Here is a 16003-nt window from a genome sequence, read left to right as displayed (position 1 = left end):
CACACTAATATTAGTTGCTAATACAGCTTACATTATTGCATTCTATATAATTACTAACACTTTTTAAGCATGCAGACATTAGATTGGATTGTTTTAATAGGTACTTTATTAACTATAGTTATTTATGGTACTATACAAACTAGAGGTAGTAAAAATGTACAAGACTATTTAAAAGGCGGCAATACATCAAAATGGTGGACTATTGGTTTATCTGTAATGGCAACACAAGCCAGTGCTATAACCTTTTTATCTACACCTGGTCAAGCATTTAATGATGGTATGGGATTTGTTCAATTTTATTTTGGACTTCCTATTGCCATGATTGTAATTTGCATGGTTTTTATACCATTATATCACCGTTTAAAGGTATATACAGCTTACGAGTTTTTAGAAAATAGATTCGATAGAAAAACAAGAACCTTAACCGCAATTCTATTTTTAATACAACGTGGTCTAGCAGCAGGAATAACTATTTTTGCTCCTGCAATAATACTCTCTGCTGTACTTGGCTGGAATTTATTATTACTTAATGTTATTATTGGTGTTCTTGTTATAATTTATACCGTTTCTGGCGGAACTAAAGCTGTAAATGTTACCCAAAAACACCAAATGGTTGTAATTTTTACAGGAATGATTATTGCCTTTGTTTTAATTTTTAACAAATTACCAGACGATATTTCATTCACTAAAGCTGTAGAAATTGCAGGTGCTAGTGGCAAAATGGAAGTGCTTGATTTTTCTTTCGATTTAAATAATCGTTACACCTTTTGGAGTGGTATTATTGGCGGCACTTTTTTAATGCTTTCATATTTTGGTACAGACCAAAGCCAAGTACAACGTTATTTATCAGGAAAATCTGCAAAAGAAATGCAATTAGGCTTAATGTTTAATGGGCTCTTAAAAGTACCAATGCAATTTTTTATACTGTTTGTTGGTGTAATGGTTTTTGTGTTTTACCAGTTTAATCAAGCACCAGTAAACTTTAATCCAACAGCTACAGAAGTGGTTTTAAACTCACAATTTGCCGACGAGTATAAAGCCATTCAAGAAGAGCAAACACTATTATTTACAGAAAAGAAAAATGCTATAAATGCCTTTTCTTCAAATCCAGATAGAAATACAGCAACTATCGCTGCATTAAATTCTAAAAATGATGCGCTACGTGAAAAAGCTAGAGTTTTAATAGAGAAAGCTGGCGAAGCCAAAAACCTAAAAGTTGAGAGTAACGATAAAGATTATGTTTTTATCCATTTTATACTTAATAATTTACCTAAAGGACTAATAGGCTTACTGTTAGCCGTTATATTATCGGCAGCAATGTCAAGTACAGCCAGTGAACTTAATGCGTTAGCAAGTACAACAACTATAGATTTATACAAACACAGAGTTGGTAAAAAAACCGAAACTCAAATGGTAAAAACCTCTAAATGGTTTACCCTTATTTGGGGAATTCTAGCAATATGTGTTGCCTGTATTGCCAACTTAGCCGAAAATTTAATACAACTTGTAAACATTATTGGTTCTATATTTTATGGAAATGTTTTAGGTATATTTTTACTTGCTTTTTTCTTCAAATTTGTAAGAGCAAATGCTGTATTTATAGCTGCATTTATAACACAGTTTATTGTTATCGCTCTATTTTTATTAAATGAATTTGAATATATAAACCTACCATTTTTATGGCTTAATTTTATTGGCTGCGTCATTGTTATTACAATTGCTTGTTTAATACAAGGTTTAAAACCAACTCAAGGAAAAGATTTGAGTGTACAATCTTCATAAAATGATAAATAAAACTAAAACAATACGTTATGTCGCATTTTTAAGAGGAATAAATGTTGGTGGCAATAAAAAAGTGCCAATGGCTATTTTAAAAGAAAGCTTAAAAACTATTGGTTTTAATAATATTGAAACACTTTTAAATTCTGGCAATATTATTTTTGAAGCACCAAAAGATAGTATTGAAAATCTTGAAGAAAAAATGGCAAATCACTTAGAGCGTGCATTTGGCTTTGCAATACCAACAATAATTAGAACTGCTAAAAGTATTATAGAAATAGTTGAAGCAAATCCTTTTAAAAACGAAACATTAACCAAAGATTTAAGGTTTTATATTTCATTTTTAAAAACTAAAACAAACGCTCCATTTCAATTACCATGGCAAAGTGAAGACCAATCGTTTCAAATTTTAAGTTTAAAAGCTAATGCTATTATAAGTTTGATTGATGTTTCAAAATCTAAAACACCAAAAGCTATGGCTGTTTTAGAAAAAGAATTCAGCAAAAATATAACCACCCGAAATTGGAATACAATTTTAAAAATTGAAAAAAAATTAAATACGTAACTTGTAAAAAAACTAAAATTTTACACTTATGAAATTAGGCGCATTTTCTGCAAGTCTAGCCGTTAAAGACATAGTAGCATCCAAAGCATTTTACGAAACTTTAGGTTTTAAAGTATTTGCCGGTAACTTAGAAAACAATTACCTAATCATGAAAAATGAAAACACCTTAATAGGTTTGTTTCAAGGTATGTTTGAAAATAATATTCTAACCTTTAATCCTGGTTGGGACGAGAATGCAAAAACGTTAAAGGATTTTGATGATGTTAGAACCATACAAAAACATTTAAAATCTAAAGGTATTGCAATAACTAAAGAAGCAGACGAAAACACGTCTGGACCTGCAAGTTTTGTTGTTATGGATCCAGATGGTAATGCCATTTTAGTAGACCAACATATTTAAAATAAATATATTAACAAAAAAAGCGCAATCTATAAATTGCGCTTTTTTTTGTTTTAAAATATAAAAATTGTTGTAGCAAATTCTACATCGCTCCCCATTCTTTTAATGAGTCTTTATTCATTTTTACATAATCTGCATTTTTAGCTTTTTCAGCTCCAGCTAATGATGCTTTTGCAGCCGCAATAGCTTTTGCTTTATTTCCTGCTTTTGCATGAATTAATGACTGCTGACGTAAATACCAAAAACGAGGATTATCTTTTGTCATATCAATAGCTTTATCAATCCAAGTAACAGCTTTATTAATATCTCCACCAGATTCTAAGTTATAACGTGCAGCAGCAAAATAATCTGCAGCTCCAGGACCATTCATTACTTTATCTATACTAGCAGATACTTTTTTAGCAGTTGGTACTTCAATTTTAACACCTACATATACTTTTTCCCATAATAAACCTAACAAAGCAGAGTCGTTAGTTAAATCATCAAAAGTTATAGTAAATGTTTCAATATTCATAGGCACATCAATAACATCAACATTTACTTTAGCTGCTACTAATTTTTCATCCCAATTTTGTGGTGTTCCCCAATTATCTGTATTGGCATAAAAAATAACTTCCCATGTTTTAGCTCCTGGCTTTGTAAAAATTGCGTAAGAACCTGCTTTAACAGTTTTTCCTCCTATCATAACATCATCACTAAAAGTGATTTTAGTATTAGCATTAGCTCCTGTTCTCCACATTTTATCGTAAGGTACTAAATCACCAAAAATAGTACGTCCTCTCATTCCTGGTCTTGAGTATTCTACTGTAATATCTGTTAAACCTACTTTTTGTTCAACCTTAGAAAACGGACTAGGTTGTGGTGTTTCTATTTGTGCATTTCCAGCAAAAGAGGCTACAAATACTAAAGCAATCATCAATAATTTTTTCATAATATTTTTAATGTGTTAGTGTTAAATTTTCGAAAGTAAATTTACAAATTAGAAAATCTTTAAAACGTTAAGAAAAACTTAAAATAAGTTTGAAGATAATTACTTAACTATTAAATGAAAGTTAATTTTGTTTAACTATTTTAAAAAATGATTAAACATTTTGTATCTTTATGCAACTAATAGAGAAAATTATGGCAAAAAAGAAAAACATTACGCAAAACAATATTACATCATTTTATATGGATTATGTATTAGAACATGACGAGAAACCTAAATCTGTATACATTTTTGCAAAGCATAATAATTTTGATGAATCTAAATTTTACGAACATTTCACATCATTTGAAGCCATAGAGAAACATGTTTTTAAAGCTTTTCATGATAATACAATTGCCGTACTAAATAAAAGTGAAGATTATCATGATTTCGAACCAAGAAACAAGTTATTGAGTTATTACTTTACTTTTTTCGAAAACTTAACAGCAAACAGAAGTTATGTTGTTTATGCATTAAACAAACATAAAAATAACCTTAAAAATTACAGTGTTTTAAAAGAATTAAAGCACAGTTTTACTGCTTACATTTCAAACTTAGGTATTGAGTTAATAGATATAAAACAAGAACGTCTAGATAAAATTCAAAATCGCGGATTAAAAGAAAGTGCTTGGGTACAACTTTTACTAACAATGAAGTTTTGGATGGATGATACTTCTTCAAGTTTTGAAAAAACAGATGTATTTATAGAAAAATCTGTTAATACCAGTTTTGACGTGCTTAACGTTGCGCCACTTAAAAGTTTAATAGACTTTGGCAAATTTATTTTCAAAGAGAAAGTAAAAATGAATTAATTAAAACAATACACTATTGAAAACGATAGACAAAATACCTACATCTAAAATTCAACGCGCTTCTAAACTTGTACAAACAGGTGCTAAAGTTGGTGTTAATTATCTTAAATACTACGGTGACAAATTAACCAAGACCGAAGATGAAGCAAAGTCTCGACTTAATGAAAATAATGCCGAAGATATTTATGATGGATTAAAAAAAATGAAAGGTAGCGCATTAAAAGTTGCACAAATGCTAAGCATGGAAAAAAGTATTTTACCACAAGCTTATGTAGAAAAATTTTCACTTTCACAGTTTTCTGTACCACCATTATCTGCTCCACTAGTTACAAAAACATTTAAAAAATATTTTGGAAAGTTACCTAGCGAAATCTTTGATAAATTTAATGCAACATCTGTAAATGCTGCAAGTATTGGTCAAGTACATTTAGCCGAAAAAAACGGTAAAAAACTAGCTGTAAAAATTCAATATCCTGGTGTTGCAGAAAGTATTTCTAGCGATTTAGCAATGGTTAAGCCTATTGCTATTCAAATGTTTAATATTAAAGGCAAAGATAGTGACAAATACTTTAAAGAAGTAGAAACTAAATTGGTTGAAGAAACAAACTATATTCTTGAAGTTAAGCAGAGTAAAGAAATTGCTGCTGCATGTAAACATATTCCAAATTTAAAATTCCCAGATTATTATGAAGCACTTTCATCTGAAAGAATAATAACAATGGATTGGATGGAAGGCGAACATTTAAGTGAATTTACAGCGTATAATACCAACCAAGAAAAAGCAAATAACATTGGCCAAGCTTTATGGGATTTTTATATGTTTCAAATGCATAAATTAAAAAAAGTACATGCAGATCCACATCCTGGTAATTTTTTAATTTCTAAAAAAGGCAAATTAATTGCTTTAGATTTTGGTTGTATGAAAACTATACCAGAAGATTTTTACACACCATATTTTGAGCTTGCTAAAAAAGAAAGCATAAATAACCCTAAGATTTTTAACGAGAAAATGTTTCAGTTAGAAATACTTCGTGAAGACGATTCTCCCGAAGAACTAAAATTCTTTTCAGCGTTATTTCACGAAATGTTAAGTCTTTTTACTCAACCATTTCATGTTGATACTTTTGATTTTTCAGATGAAGCTTTTTTTGGAAAAATAACAGCCTTAGGTCAAAAATATAGTAAAAGTACAGAGTTACGTAAAATGAATGGTAATCGTGGTTCTAAACACTTTATATACATCAACCGTACGTTCTTTGGGCTATATAATTTAATGTTCGACTTAAAAGCAAAAAACATTAAAATTAATAATTTTCAAAATTTATAAATGCAGTATTTTAGCTTAAAAGACATTAACGCATTAGAGCATTTATATAAAATAAACCTTATTAATAGTTGCTCTGGATTTAAATCTGCAAACCTTATTGCCACAAAATCTAAAGATGGTATTGAAAATGTTGCAGTATTTAGCTCTGTGACTCATGTAGGCTCAAATCCGCCAATTTTAGGTTTCTTTTGCAGGCCAACAACTGTTTTAAGAAATACGTTTAATAACATACAAGAAACAAAGGAATACACTATAAATCATATTTATGATTTAAATTTTAAAGATGCTCATCATACTTCAGCTAAATATGATGAAACAATTTCAGAGTTCGATAAAACAAATCTTACTCCAGAATATAAAAATAATAGTTTCGCACCATTTGTAAAAAACGCTCCTGTTCAACTTAAAATGAAATATATAGGTAAATACAATATTTCGCAAAACGACACCATATTAATTCTAGGAGAAATACAAGAAATGTACATTAATAATAGTATTTTAGAGACAGACGGTTTTATTAATTTATCTAAAGCGAATATTGCAGCTATAAATGGTTTAGATGCTTATACTTTTCCAGAATTAAAAGAACGACTACCGTACCAACGACCTAAAAAATAAAACATGAAAATATTAGTTACAGGTGCTACTGGTTACATTGGGAAACGTATTATACCTTTATTAATAGAGCAAGGTCATACTGTAGTTTGTGCGGTACGAGGCAAACTTAGAACCGAAAAAAAATACAACGACGAGCATAATGTACAAGTCATTGAAGTAGATTTTTTAAATAAAAACACTCTTAAAAATATCCCTAAAGATATTGATGCAGCATATTATTTAATTCACTCCATGTCTAACTCTGTTTCTAAGTTTCAAGAAATGGAAAAAGAATGTGCTGTAAATTTTAAATTTGCTGTACAACAAACCCAGTGTAAACAAGTAATTTACCTAAGTGGCATTACAAACGACACAAAATTATCAAAACACTTATTATCTAGACAAAATGTAGAAAAAGCATTACAATCTAGTACATATGCATTAACGGTTTTTAAAGCCGGAATTATTGTAGGTTCTGGAAGCTCATCTTTTGAAATTATTAGAGATTTAGTAGAAAAACTTCCTGTAATGATTGCTCCAAAATGGCTTAACACAAAAACGCAACCTATTGCCATTAGAGATGTACTTTCATTTTTAACAAAAAGTCTTGGAGACCAACGTTTATATAATACATCTCATGATATTTTTGGGCCAGAAATTTTAACCTATAAAGCGCTATTACTTCGTTTTGCTAAAGCAAGAAACTTAAAAAGAAGCATTATTACAGTTCCTGTGATGACTCCAAATTTATCAAGCTACTGGTTGTATTTTGTAACCTCTACATCATATAAATTAGCAAGAACATTGGTTAATAGTATGGGTGTAGAAATTATTGGTAAGCCTAGTAATATTAATACCTTACTAGACATAAAACCAATAAATTATGATCAAGCCATAAAGTTAGCATTCAAAAAAATAGAGCAAAATAGTATTCTCTCAAGCTGGAAAGATGCTTTGGTAAGTAGTCGCCAAAAAAAACGCGTTTCTACAAAGTACATTAATGTTCCAGAGTATGGTTGCTTTAAAGATATTAAAGAGCGAAAAGTTAAAAATGAAGAAAGAACTTTTGCCAAAATTTGTGCTATTGGCGGCGAAAATGGTTGGTATTATGGTAATACCTTATGGAAAATTAGAGGCTATCTAGATAAGCTTTTTGGAGGAATTGGACTAAGACGTGGTCGCACAAATAAACATACAATAAAAACTGGTGATGCTTTAGACTTTTGGCGTGTATTACTCGCAGATCCAAAACATAAAAGATTACTTCTTTTTGCCGAAATGAAACTTCCTGGAGAAGCTTGGTTAGAGTTTAAAGTTGAAAACGGAAAAGTCTACCAAAGAGCTATTTTTAGACCAAAAGGATTAGCTGGAAGACTATACTGGTATAGCGTATTACCATTTCATGGCTTAATTTTTAATGGCATGATTAATAAAATTGCCAATGCCTAAATCAATAAAAAAACAAAATCTACCTTCAAAAATTTGTAAAACCTGCAAGCTTCCCTTTAGCTGGCGAAAAAAATGGAAAAGAAATTGGAACAATGTAAAATACTGCAGTGAAAAATGCCGAACAAACAAAATAAAACCAGTTTAGTCTGGTTTAAAAACGACTTAAGGATTAATGATAACGCAACACTTTTAAACGCTGTAAACGAAAGTGAAACCGTTATCGCTATCTACTGTTTTGATAACAGGTATTTTAAAAAAGATAAATTCGGCTTTAAAAAAACGGAAAAATTTAGAGCCCGATTTTTAATAGAAACAATAACCGATTTAAAATTCCAATTACAAGCATTAAACATACCTTTATTTGTTTATTGTGATTATACTGAAAACAGTATTGAAAATCTCCAAAATACTCATGGATTTGATGCTTTGTACCTTCAAAAAGAATGGACTACAGAAGAAAATAACATCTTAGATTTAGTTAAAAAGAAACTAAACCCAAATGTAAAAATTCATGAAGAATACAATCAGTTTTTATTTCACCCTGAAGATTTAAATTTTAATATTGAATCTTTACCTTCAGTTTTTACCGAGTTTAGAAAAAATCTTGAAAAAAATATTTTAGTTAGAACTTTACTTCCTACTGCAAATCCGGCAAACAGTAGTTATACATTTAAAAACGAAACAAGAGTACCTACATTAAAAGATTTAGGTTTTAGTGATTTTAAAATTCATAATCAATCTGCCTTTCCTTTTAAAGGTGGTGAAACCGAAGCTTTTAAAAGGTTAGAAAACTATTTTTTTCAAGAAAAAAAACTTGGCTTTTATAAAAAAACAAGAAACGGATTAATTGGCACAGATTATAGCTCTAAACTTTCTGCCTGGCTGGCAAATGGAAGTATTAGTGCAAAAACCATTTATTGGAAAGTAAAAGAATTCGAAACACTTCATTTTAAAAACCAATCTACATATTGGTTAATTTTCGAACTCATTTGGAGAGATTATTTTAAGTATGTATCTAAAAAAAACAACAATAAAATATTTAAAATTGGCGGCATTTTAGATAAAACTTATCAATGGAAAGATAATAAAGATGCCGTAAATAAATGGATTAATAGTGAAACAAACGAGCCTTTTATAAATGCAAACATGAACGAATTAAATAAAACTGGCTGGATGAGTAATCGTGGCAGACAAAATGTTGCTAGTTATTTTGCAAAAGAACTCCTACTCGACTGGCGCATTGGTGCTGCTTATTTTGAGTCTTTATTAATAGATTACGATGTGCATAGTAATTACGGTAACTGGATGTATGTTTCTGGCGTTGGTAATGATCCAAGAAATAGAAAATTTAATATAAAATTACAAGCAGAACGCTACGATGCTAATGGTAAATACCAAAGCATGTGGCTACAAAACACTTTATTTTAAATTATTTTGAAAACACTTAGACTCATACTTGGCGATCAATTAAACAGCAAACACTCTTGGTACAAAGAAGACCAATCTAATTACATATATTGTTTATTCGAAATGCGCCAAGAAACAAATTATGTAAAGCATCACATACAAAAAATAATAGGTTTTTTTGCAGCCATGCGAGACTTTAAAACAGTTTTAAAACAAAATAACTGTAAGGTAATTTATTACACATTAGACCATAAAAACAATACTCAAAATCTTGTTGAAAATTTAAAATATTTAATTAAAAAACACAATATAAAAGCTTTTGAATATCAAGAACCAGATGAATATAGACTTGATAAACAATTAGTAGAATTTTGTGAAGAATTAAATATAAATACTAAAGCTTTTAGTACAGAACATTTTTATACCAACCGTAAAGACTTAGCATTATTTTTTAAAGGTAAAAAACAATGGTTAATGGAAAGTTTTTATAGAGATATGCGAAAAAAACGTAACATTTTATTAGTCGCTAACCAACCAGAAGGCGGCAAATGGAATTATGATAAAAGCAATAGAAATAAATGGAATGAAAACACAAGTATTCCTAAGTATAAATCTTACAAAAACAACGTAGCAGATATTGTAAATTTAATAGCGTCTCAAAACATAGAAACCATTGGTAATTTTAATACCGAGTATTTTGAATATCCCATAAATAGATCTCAAGCTTTAAATCAACTAAAATACTTTTGCGAGCATTTACTAGAACACTTTGGCGATTACCAAGATGCAATGCATACCACGCAAGTTTACTTATACCATTCTAGGTTATCCTTTTCTTTAAATTGTAAAATTATCTCTCCAAATGCTGTAATAACAACCGTTTTAAACTATTGGAGAACTCACGGTAAGCATATAAGCATTTCTCAAGTTGAAGGTTTTATTAGGCAAATTATTGGCTGGAGAGAATATATGCGTGGTATGTATTGGGCTTTAATGCCAGATTATAAATTGTTAAATACTTTAGAAAACCATAACAAACTTCCTGAGTTTTTTTGGACAGGAAAAACAAAAATGAATTGCCTTAAAACTTCTATAGAAAATTCTTTAAATAATGGGTATGCTCACCATATTCAACGTTTAATGATTACTGGAAATTTTGCCTTATTAACGCAAATAAATCCAGACGAAGTCGATGCTTGGTATTTAGGGATATATGTAGATGCTATAGAATGGGTTCAATTACCAAATACTAGAGGCATGAGTCAATTTGCCGATGGCGGAAAAATAGCAACAAAACCTTATGTTTCTAGCGGTAGTTACATAAACAAAATGAGTAACTATTGTAAAAATTGCACCTATAATAATAAAGAAAAAATAAGTGATAATGCTTGCCCATTTAATAGTTTGTATTGGAATTTTTTAGACGACAAAAGAGAAATGCTTAGCGCAAATTTTAGAATGAAAATGATGTATAGCTTGCTCGATAAAATGAAGCCCGAAGATTTAAACAAAATAAAAAAAAGAGCTTCAAAAATAATTAGTAATCCAGATAGCTTTTAAAACAAATCTCTAGTAACAAATATTTTTGTTAATTTTTGTTTAATCACAACTCAAAAACATTAAACATTTTGTATTTTTGAAATCATAGAGCAAACCTTTATTATATGATTTTAAATACAACACACACTAACAAAGAAAACAAAAGACTTTTAATAGATGTTGTTGGTAAACCTTTTAGTTTCAGGCAAATTATAAAATTAAAAGGTGTAGGTTCTAAACGAATGATAATAGAAAATGTTAGTCCAAATATTGCACAATATCTCAATAAAATTTCAGATGTAAATTATGCTAATATAGAATTAAGACCAAAAGGAATTTTAATTCATATAAATAAAGGACTAAAAAACTTTACTTGGGCAATACCATATTACCAACTTGTTATTTATAAAACAAATGGTTCTAGCATTCATACCCAAGGAAAATTTATTCATTTTAGAAACAATAAAACTTTAAAGGAAAACAAAGGTTTTTTTAATAAATTAATGAATCAAAAAATAAAATTCGATGAACAATATAATTTCCAAACCTAATGCTGTTTTTACTATAGAAGATATAGATAGAATTATAGAAATGGCTTGGGAAGATAGAACACCTTTTGATGCTATTACATTTCAATTTGGCATAAAAGAGCAAGAAATTATTGAGTTAATGAGGCAAGAAATGAAACCTAGTAGTTTTAGGTTATGGCGTTCTAGAGTTCAAGGTAGAAAAACCAAACACGCAAAAAATAGAAATTTTCAGGAAGGAAGATTTAAATGTTCTAGACAAAAACAAATTACGCATAATAAAATAAGTAAAAGGTAACTACTGCTTTTGTATTACATTAAATAAATAAATTTAAAATGAAAAATATACTTATAATTGGCGGAAGCAAAGGCATTGGAAACGCCATAATAAAACAACTAATAGAAGCCAATAATATTATAAATATTAGTCGCTCTACTCCTGCTTTATCTCATAAAAATTTAAGACATATAAGTGCAGATGTTTTAGAAGATGAACTTCCAGAAATTGAAGCCATAGACACCTTAATTTATTGTCCTGGAAGTATAAATTTAAAACCAATTTCTAGGTTAAGCTTAGATGATTTTAAAGCAGATTTTGACATTAATGTTTTAGGCGCTGTAAAAAGCATACAACATTATCTACCAATTTTAAAAAAAGGAAATAAACCATCAATACTACTATTTAGTACCGTAGCAACGGCATTAGGTATGCCTTATCATGCCAGTGTTGCTGCTTCTAAAGCTGCTGTAGAAGGTTTAACAAAATCTCTTGGCGCAGAGTTAGCACCAACTATAAGAGTTAATGCCATTGCACCAACAGTTACAGATACAGATTTAGCTTCAAAATTATTGCGCAATGAAAAAATGATTGACAATATGAATGAACGTCACCCATTAAAAAAATTCTTGCAACCAGACGAAATAGCAGAAATGGCAAGTTTTTTAATATCAAACAAAGCTGCATCAATTTCTGGTCAAATTTTTAAAATGGATTGTGGTATTGTTAGTTTTAAAATTTAATAAAACAACAATCTTTTAAATAGTTCTCAAAATATTAATATGAAAATATACCGTTTACATAAAAAACAAAACTTACCAATAAGCAAATCTCAAGCCTGGGAGTTTTTATCAAGTCCTAAAAACTTAAAAACAATAACTCCAGATTATATGGGTTTCAATATTCTTTCTGGCGGAGACAAACCAATGTTTGCAGGACAAATAATACAATATATAGTAACACCAGTTTTAGGTATTAAAACAAAATGGGTAACAGAAATTGCACATGTTGTAGACGGCGAATATTTTGTAGACGAACAACGTTTTGGTCCATATGCTTTATGGCATCACAAACATTTTATTAAAGAAATAGATGGTGGCGTTGAAATGGAAGATATAATAGATTACAAATTACCTATGGGTTTTCTAGGTCAATTAGTTCATCCTATTTTAGTAAAACCTAAATTAGAAGAAATATTTAATTATAGAACAAATAAGCTAGAAGAATTATTTGGCAAATATTAAACTATGAGTAAAACTGTAAACATTTTTTGGTTTCGTAGAGATTTAAGATTAGATGATAATGTTGGTTTTTTTGAAGCACTAAAAGCCGAACATCCCGTACTGCCAATTTTTATTTTTGATTCTGAAATATTAGATGAATTACCAGAAAACGATGCTCGTGTAAGTTTTATTTTTGAAACATTGCAAAACATGAGGCAAACATTACAAGATGAAAATAATAGCAGTCTAGCAATGTTTTACGGTAAACCAATAGATATTTATAAGTCTTTAATTAAAGATTATAACATTAATACTGTTTACACCAATCATGATTATGAGCCATACGCAAAAGAAAGAGATAGTGAAATACAATCGTTTTTAGAAGAAAATAAAATTAACTTTAAAACTTATAAAGATCAGGTAATTTTTGAAAAAAACGAAGTAGTAAAAGACGACGGTAAACCTTACGTAGTATACACTCCATACATGAAAAAATGGAAAGCTAAATTTAAAGATTATGATTTAAAAATTTACTATACCAATACATTTTTAAATAATTTAATTGAAAATACAAGGCTACCTAATTTAAGTTTAAGCGATATAGGTTTTAAAAAATCTAGTCAAGATATTAAAGACTATACTGTAACTCCTACTTTGATACAAGAATATGAAGCTACAAGAAATTTTCCAGCCAAAGATACCACTTCACGTTTAGGTCCGCATTTAAGATTTGGCACTGTAAGCGTTAGAAAAATGGTAAAAAAAGCAACTGCAGAAAATAACGAGATTTTCTGGCAGGAACTTATATGGAGAGAATTTTTCATGCAAATTTTATGGCATTTTCCAGACACACATAAAGATGCATTTAAAGCAAAATACGATAATATTAAATGGCGAAACAATAATAAAGAATTTAAAGCTTGGTGCGATGGAAAAACTGGCTATCCTTTAGTAGATGCTGGAATGAGACAATTAAATCAAACCGGCTTTATGCATAATCGTGTGCGCATGCTAGTTGGCAGTTTTTTATGTAAACACTTACTTATAGATTGGAGAAAAGGCGAAGCTTATTTTGCCCAAAAACTTCATGATTACGATATGGCTAGTAATGTAGGTAATTGGCAATGGGTTGCTGGATCTGGAGTAGATGCATCTCCATATTTTAGAATATTTAATCCTACTACGCAAATAGATAAGTTTGATAAGGACAAAAAATATATAAAACAATGGATTCCAGAATTTGGTACAGATAAATACCCAGAAAAAATTGTAGACCATAAAGAAGCTAGAGAACGCTGTTTAAAAGTTTACAAAGACGCTGTAGCATAAATAATAATTTCTTAACTTATTCATTATTAGTTTTTTGTATATTTATAAACCAACCAAAAAACAAATAGTATGAATACACAAGATGTTGCTAACCAATGGAAAACTATGTGCGAACAAGGTAAAAACCTTGAATGTATTGAACAATTATATGCAGAGAATATCGTAAGCAGAGAAATGCCTGGAATGCCAAACGAAGTTACTACTGGTAAACAAAATGTTTGGAATAAAAGTAAAGCATGGGAAGATAGCGTAGAAAGTGTTCACGCTAGTGAAATTGGAGAACCTGTAGTTGCAGGTAATTTTTTTACTGCCAAAATGGGTTTTGACTGTACTTTTAAAGAAGGCGGTAGACAGAAAATGGAAGAAGTTTGTGTTTATGAGGTAAAAGATGGTAAAATTACCAGTGAACAATATTTTTATAGTATGCCATAATAAAAAAGCTTCAGTTTAAACTGAAGCTTTTTTTATATAATTATTTAAAATTATTAACTATCAACTCTTGTAATTTTAGCGCCAATACGCTGTAATCGTTTTACAATATGTTGGTAACCTCTATCTATTTGTTCAATATTATGTATTGTAGATGTTCCTTTGGCAGATAATGCAGCAATTAAAAGAGAAATACCTGCACGAATATCTGGCGACGTCATGGTTGTTGCTTTTAATTGAGATTTAAAATCATGACCAATTATTGTTGCTCTATGTGGATCACAAAGTATAATTTTTGCACCCATATCAATTACTTTATCTACAAAAAATAAACGGCTTTCAAACATTTTTTGGTGTACTAAAACTTCTCCTTTTGCTTGTGTTGCTACTACCAGTACTATACTTAATAAATCTGGTGTAAATCCTGGCCAAGGTGCATCGGCTATGGTTAAAATAGAACCATCAATGTAATTTTGTATTTCGTAACCATCTGTATGTTTAGGTATAAAAATATCGTCACCACGTCTTTCAACAGTAATTCCTAATTTTCTAAATACGTTTGGTATTTGTCCTAAATCATCCCAGCTAACATTTTTTATTGTTAATTCACTTTTAGTCATAGCAGCTAAACCTATCCAGCTTCCTATTTCTATCATATCTGGAAGCATGGTATGCTCTGTTCCGCCTAAAGTATCAACACCTTCAATGGTTAATAAATTAGAACCAACACCAGAGATTTTTGCTCCCATACGGTTTAACATCTTACATAATTGTTGTAAGTATGGCTCGCAGGCTGCATTATATATAGTAGTGGTTCCTTTTGCTAAAACAGCAGCCATTACTATGTTTGCTGTTCCTGTTACAGAAGCTTCGTCAAGCAACATATCTGTACCAACTAATTGCTCTGCTTCTACTCCATAAAAATAATCTTCACGATTATATCTAAATTTAGCTCCAAGGCTAATAAAGCCTTCAAAATGGGTGTCTAAACGTCTTCTTCCTATTTTATCACCTCCTGGTTTTGGTATATAACCTTTACCAAATCTTGCCAATAATGGTCCAACAATCATTATAGAACCTCTTAAACCGCGACCTTCTTCTTTAAATTTTGCAGATTCTAAGTATTCTAAATTTAAATCATCTGCTTGAAAAGAGTAAGAACCTTCATTAAGTTTTTCTACTTTTACACCTAAGTTACTTAATAATACAATTAACTTATTAATGTCAATTATATTTGGAATATTGTTTATAGTAACTTTTTCTGGAGTTAATAAAACTGCGCATAGTATTTGTAATGCTTCATTTTTTGCGCCTTGTGGTTGTATTTCGCCTTGTAGTTGGTGACCACCTTCAATAATAAATGTACCCATTTGCTA

Annotated in this window: 18 protein-coding genes; 16 read left to right on the top strand and 2 right to left on the bottom strand. The window is 29.8% G+C overall.

Features of this window, described 5'->3' with window-relative positions; genetic code table 11:
- Nucleotides 1–69 precede the first annotated feature (69 nt).
- The 3 genes from LACAL_RS10910 to LACAL_RS10900 are packed head-to-tail and all read left to right on the top strand — an operon-like array spanning nucleotide 70 to nucleotide 2744.
- On the top strand, nucleotides 70–1782 hold the full coding sequence (locus LACAL_RS10910) for a sodium:solute symporter (protein WP_013870797.1): 1713 nt from the start codon (nucleotides 70–72) through the stop codon (nucleotides 1780–1782).
- Between the two features lies 1 nt (nucleotide 1783).
- On the top strand, nucleotides 1784–2344 hold the full coding sequence (locus LACAL_RS10905; RefSeq protein WP_013870796.1) for a DUF1697 domain-containing protein: 561 nt from the start codon (nucleotides 1784–1786) through the stop codon (nucleotides 2342–2344).
- 28 nt (nucleotides 2345–2372) lie between these two features.
- Nucleotides 2373–2744: a VOC family protein gene (locus LACAL_RS10900; RefSeq protein ID WP_013870795.1), complete on the top strand. Its 372-nt coding sequence runs from the start codon at nucleotides 2373–2375 to the stop codon at nucleotides 2742–2744.
- Between the two features lie 82 nt (nucleotides 2745–2826).
- Here LACAL_RS10900 and LACAL_RS10895 read toward each other — a convergent pair whose 3' ends face one another.
- Nucleotides 2827–3675 carry a DUF2911 domain-containing protein gene (locus LACAL_RS10895; protein WP_041301482.1) on the bottom strand — a complete coding sequence of 283 codons (849 nt, stop codon included), beginning with the start codon at nucleotides 3673–3675 and terminating at the stop codon, nucleotides 2827–2829.
- A 191-nt stretch (nucleotides 3676–3866) separates the two neighbouring features.
- Between LACAL_RS10895 and LACAL_RS10890 the strand changes: the two genes are divergently transcribed.
- The 13 genes from LACAL_RS10890 to LACAL_RS10835 all read left to right on the top strand — a co-directional run bounded on the left by LACAL_RS10890 (nucleotide 3867) and on the right by LACAL_RS10835 (nucleotide 14630).
- Complete coding sequence (locus LACAL_RS10890; RefSeq protein WP_041301480.1) at nucleotides 3867–4523, top strand: TetR family transcriptional regulator C-terminal domain-containing protein; 657 nt, start codon at nucleotides 3867–3869, stop codon at nucleotides 4521–4523.
- Between the two features lie 16 nt (nucleotides 4524–4539).
- The gene (locus LACAL_RS10885) at nucleotides 4540–5850 is read left to right on the top strand and encodes an AarF/ABC1/UbiB kinase family protein (protein ID WP_013870792.1); all 1311 of its coding nucleotides are present in this window, start codon (nucleotides 4540–4542) and stop codon (nucleotides 5848–5850) included.
- Nucleotides 5851–6468, top strand: a complete 618-nt coding sequence (locus tag LACAL_RS10880) for a flavin reductase family protein (protein WP_013870791.1) — start codon at nucleotides 5851–5853, stop codon at nucleotides 6466–6468.
- A gap of 3 nt (nucleotides 6469–6471) precedes the next feature.
- Nucleotides 6472–7896, top strand: a complete 1425-nt coding sequence (locus tag LACAL_RS10875) for an SDR family oxidoreductase (RefSeq protein ID WP_013870790.1) — start codon at nucleotides 6472–6474, stop codon at nucleotides 7894–7896.
- Between the two features lie 4 nt (nucleotides 7897–7900).
- Nucleotides 7901–8041 carry a DUF2256 domain-containing protein gene (locus tag LACAL_RS15205; RefSeq protein WP_013870789.1) on the top strand — a complete coding sequence of 47 codons (141 nt, stop codon included), beginning with the start codon at nucleotides 7901–7903 and terminating at the stop codon, nucleotides 8039–8041.
- Nucleotides 8011–9324 carry a DASH family cryptochrome gene (locus LACAL_RS10870; RefSeq protein ID WP_013870788.1) on the top strand — a complete coding sequence of 438 codons (1314 nt, stop codon included), beginning with the start codon at nucleotides 8011–8013 and terminating at the stop codon, nucleotides 9322–9324. Before LACAL_RS15205 ends, LACAL_RS10870 begins: the two co-directional genes overlap by 31 nt.
- Nucleotides 9325–9330: 6 nt before the next feature.
- On the top strand, nucleotides 9331–10863 hold the full coding sequence (locus LACAL_RS10865; protein ID WP_013870787.1) for a cryptochrome/photolyase family protein: 1533 nt from the start codon (nucleotides 9331–9333) through the stop codon (nucleotides 10861–10863).
- 104 nt (nucleotides 10864–10967) lie between these two features.
- Nucleotides 10968–11393 (top strand): hypothetical protein, encoded by a 426-nt coding sequence (locus LACAL_RS10860; protein WP_013870786.1) that lies wholly within the window; start codon nucleotides 10968–10970, stop codon nucleotides 11391–11393.
- A complete protein-coding gene (locus LACAL_RS10855; protein ID WP_013870785.1) occupies nucleotides 11368–11667 on the top strand; it encodes a TIGR03643 family protein in 300 nt (99 codons plus the stop codon). Before LACAL_RS10860 ends, LACAL_RS10855 begins: the two co-directional genes overlap by 26 nt.
- Before the next feature lie 38 nt (nucleotides 11668–11705).
- Nucleotides 11706–12389, top strand: a complete 684-nt coding sequence (locus tag LACAL_RS10850) for an SDR family NAD(P)-dependent oxidoreductase (protein ID WP_013870784.1) — start codon at nucleotides 11706–11708, stop codon at nucleotides 12387–12389.
- Between the two features lie 39 nt (nucleotides 12390–12428).
- Nucleotides 12429–12890, top strand: a complete 462-nt coding sequence (locus LACAL_RS10845; RefSeq protein WP_013870783.1) for an SRPBCC family protein — start codon at nucleotides 12429–12431, stop codon at nucleotides 12888–12890.
- 3 nt (nucleotides 12891–12893) lie between these two features.
- Nucleotides 12894–14198, top strand: coding sequence for a deoxyribodipyrimidine photo-lyase (locus tag LACAL_RS10840; protein ID WP_013870782.1), 1305 nt, complete (start codon nucleotides 12894–12896; stop codon nucleotides 14196–14198).
- A 69-nt stretch (nucleotides 14199–14267) separates the two neighbouring features.
- Nucleotides 14268–14630 (top strand): nuclear transport factor 2 family protein, encoded by a 363-nt coding sequence (locus LACAL_RS10835; RefSeq protein ID WP_013870781.1) that lies wholly within the window; start codon nucleotides 14268–14270, stop codon nucleotides 14628–14630.
- A gap of 53 nt (nucleotides 14631–14683) precedes the next feature.
- Here LACAL_RS10835 and murA read toward each other — a convergent pair whose 3' ends face one another.
- Nucleotides 14684–15997, bottom strand: a complete 1314-nt coding sequence (murA, locus tag LACAL_RS10830) for a UDP-N-acetylglucosamine 1-carboxyvinyltransferase (RefSeq protein WP_013870780.1) — start codon at nucleotides 15995–15997, stop codon at nucleotides 14684–14686.
- Nucleotides 15998–16003: the final 6 nt, after the last annotated feature.

Origin of the sequence: Lacinutrix sp. 5H-3-7-4, assembly GCF_000211855.2 — a bacterium.
Taxonomy (GTDB): domain Bacteria; phylum Bacteroidota; class Bacteroidia; order Flavobacteriales; family Flavobacteriaceae; genus Lacinutrix.
Note: the sequence above shows the minus strand (reverse complement) of the source record. Positions and strands in the feature narration are given on the sequence as shown.

What these genes read in the sequence shown, in the direction of transcription:
- LACAL_RS10910 (WP_013870797.1), top strand. Translation starts at nt 70, where the DNA reads ATGCAGACATTAGATTGGATTGTTTTAATAGGTACTTTATTAACTATA.
- LACAL_RS10905 (WP_013870796.1), top strand. Translation starts at nt 1,784, where the DNA reads ATGATAAATAAAACTAAAACAATACGTTATGTCGCATTTTTAAGAGGA.
- LACAL_RS10900 (WP_013870795.1), top strand. Translation starts at nt 2,373, where the DNA reads ATGAAATTAGGCGCATTTTCTGCAAGTCTAGCCGTTAAAGACATAGTA.
- LACAL_RS10895 (WP_041301482.1), bottom strand. Translation starts at nt 3,675, where the DNA reads ATGAAAAAATTATTGATGATTGCTTTAGTATTTGTAGCCTCTTTTGCT.
- LACAL_RS10890 (WP_041301480.1), top strand. Translation starts at nt 3,867, where the DNA reads ATGGCAAAAAAGAAAAACATTACGCAAAACAATATTACATCATTTTAT.
- LACAL_RS10880 (WP_013870791.1), top strand. Translation starts at nt 5,851, where the DNA reads ATGCAGTATTTTAGCTTAAAAGACATTAACGCATTAGAGCATTTATAT.
- LACAL_RS10875 (WP_013870790.1), top strand. Translation starts at nt 6,472, where the DNA reads ATGAAAATATTAGTTACAGGTGCTACTGGTTACATTGGGAAACGTATT.
- LACAL_RS10870 (WP_013870788.1), top strand. Translation starts at nt 8,011, where the DNA reads ATGCCGAACAAACAAAATAAAACCAGTTTAGTCTGGTTTAAAAACGAC.
- LACAL_RS10860 (WP_013870786.1), top strand. Translation starts at nt 10,968, where the DNA reads ATGATTTTAAATACAACACACACTAACAAAGAAAACAAAAGACTTTTA.
- LACAL_RS10855 (WP_013870785.1), top strand. Translation starts at nt 11,368, where the DNA reads ATGAACAATATAATTTCCAAACCTAATGCTGTTTTTACTATAGAAGAT.
- LACAL_RS10850 (WP_013870784.1), top strand. Translation starts at nt 11,706, where the DNA reads ATGAAAAATATACTTATAATTGGCGGAAGCAAAGGCATTGGAAACGCC.
- LACAL_RS10845 (WP_013870783.1), top strand. Translation starts at nt 12,429, where the DNA reads ATGAAAATATACCGTTTACATAAAAAACAAAACTTACCAATAAGCAAA.
- LACAL_RS10840 (WP_013870782.1), top strand. Translation starts at nt 12,894, where the DNA reads ATGAGTAAAACTGTAAACATTTTTTGGTTTCGTAGAGATTTAAGATTA.
- LACAL_RS10835 (WP_013870781.1), top strand. Translation starts at nt 14,268, where the DNA reads ATGAATACACAAGATGTTGCTAACCAATGGAAAACTATGTGCGAACAA.
- murA (WP_013870780.1), bottom strand. Translation starts at nt 15,997, where the DNA reads ATGGGTACATTTATTATTGAAGGTGGTCACCAACTACAAGGCGAAATA.